The 1,264-nt window shown below is 47.5% G+C and carries 2 protein-coding genes; both read right to left on the reverse strand.

Features of this window, described 5'->3' with window-relative positions; translation table 11 throughout:
- Positions 1-84: 84 nt before the first annotated feature.
- Positions 85-498, reverse strand: coding sequence for a DUF423 domain-containing protein (locus tag A3766_RS12485; RefSeq protein WP_068512109.1), 414 nt, complete (start codon positions 496-498; stop codon positions 85-87).
- Positions 488-1,264: symmetrical bis(5'-nucleosyl)-tetraphosphatase (locus tag A3766_RS12490; RefSeq protein WP_068642284.1), on the reverse strand; the 777-nt coding region annotated here is incomplete at its 5' end. The genes A3766_RS12485 and A3766_RS12490, both read right to left, overlap by 11 nt.

The following is a 1,264-nucleotide window of genomic DNA, read 5'->3' on the forward strand; positions in this document are numbered from 1 at the left end:
AGTGAAGTGCTTAGCTCATAGGGTTCGCCATTCAGGTTTATCATCATTGTCGTTTTCCACCAGGGTATATCTATATAACGCGGTCTAGTTGGCTTTTCTAAAGGCTAGAAAAAGACACAGCCAACCAGCAATAAAACTCAGGCCTCCAAAAGGCGTTATAGCCCCTAAGAGACGGACTGCTTCGCCAGTAAATGCCTCACTGAATGCAAGCCCATAGAGACTACCACAAAACACTATGATGCCAAGCAGGAAGAAGCTATAACTTGCGTTTAAAAGCTTTTGCGAATGTGGCAGAGGGGAAGCTTCCTTGAACAGGCTCAATATCCCGACCACTAGAATCCCGCATGAGTGAAACATCTGATAATGAACACCCGTTTGATACACTTCTAGCATGCGCTCGCTAATCATCGCTTTTAAGCCATGAGCGCCAAAAGCACCCAAGATCACTGCTAGCATGCATAGCAATGCGCCTATCATAAGCTGGGAATTAGGCTTCATAAGCGAACCTTTCTTTAGTATCGATGTTTAAAGCAGTAAGTGAACCACCCCAGACGCAGCCGGTATCGATAGCTTGAAATTGGTCTTTGTTTGCGCCAGTGAGCCCTGTATTACCCGAGAGTGCCGCCCAGTGTCCGAATATTAGCATGGTGTTGTCGGGCCGAGGCAGGCTGAACCAGGGGACATAGTTATCGGGGGCATCGTCGAGGGTTTCTTTGACGGCAAAGTCGAGCGCACCGTTTTGTTTAACAAAGCGCATGCGGGTAAAGTAGTTTGTAATAGCACGCAGGCGCATCATGCCCGTGTGGTGCTCAGACCAGAGTGCGGGCTCATTGCCATACATCAGGTCAAAGAATGCTTCGTAATCTCCGCGACATAACTCATTGGAAACTTCTTGATTGTAACGATAGGCTTGCTCTGTTGACCATATATGAGGAATGCCGGCGTGACTCATTGCAAGCTTCTGCTCTTTATCCCATATCATTAGAGGTTGATGGCGTAACCAGGTCATCAATTCATGGCAGTCATCTGCTGCAAAAATTTCAGCAAAGGTGTCTTTTCTTTTAGGCTGGCGCTTTAAATAGTAGGTAGCCAATAAGTGAAGGTCATGATTACCAAGAATAACCTTGGCAGGATGTCCGCCTTGGTTACCCAGGCTTTTGATCAGGCGCAGACAGTCAAGCGAGTCGGGGCCTCGATTTACAAGGTCTCCTGCGAACCATAGTTCGTCACGGTTCTGGTCAAAAGATATCTGGTCGAGTAGACG

The organism is Oleiphilus sp. HI0132 (assembly GCF_001635845.1).

Excerpts from the sequence above, each read along its gene's own strand:
- A3766_RS12485 (WP_068512109.1), bottom strand. The coding sequence starts at position 498 with ATGAAGCCTAATTCCCAGCTTATGATAGGCGCATTGCTATGCATGCTA.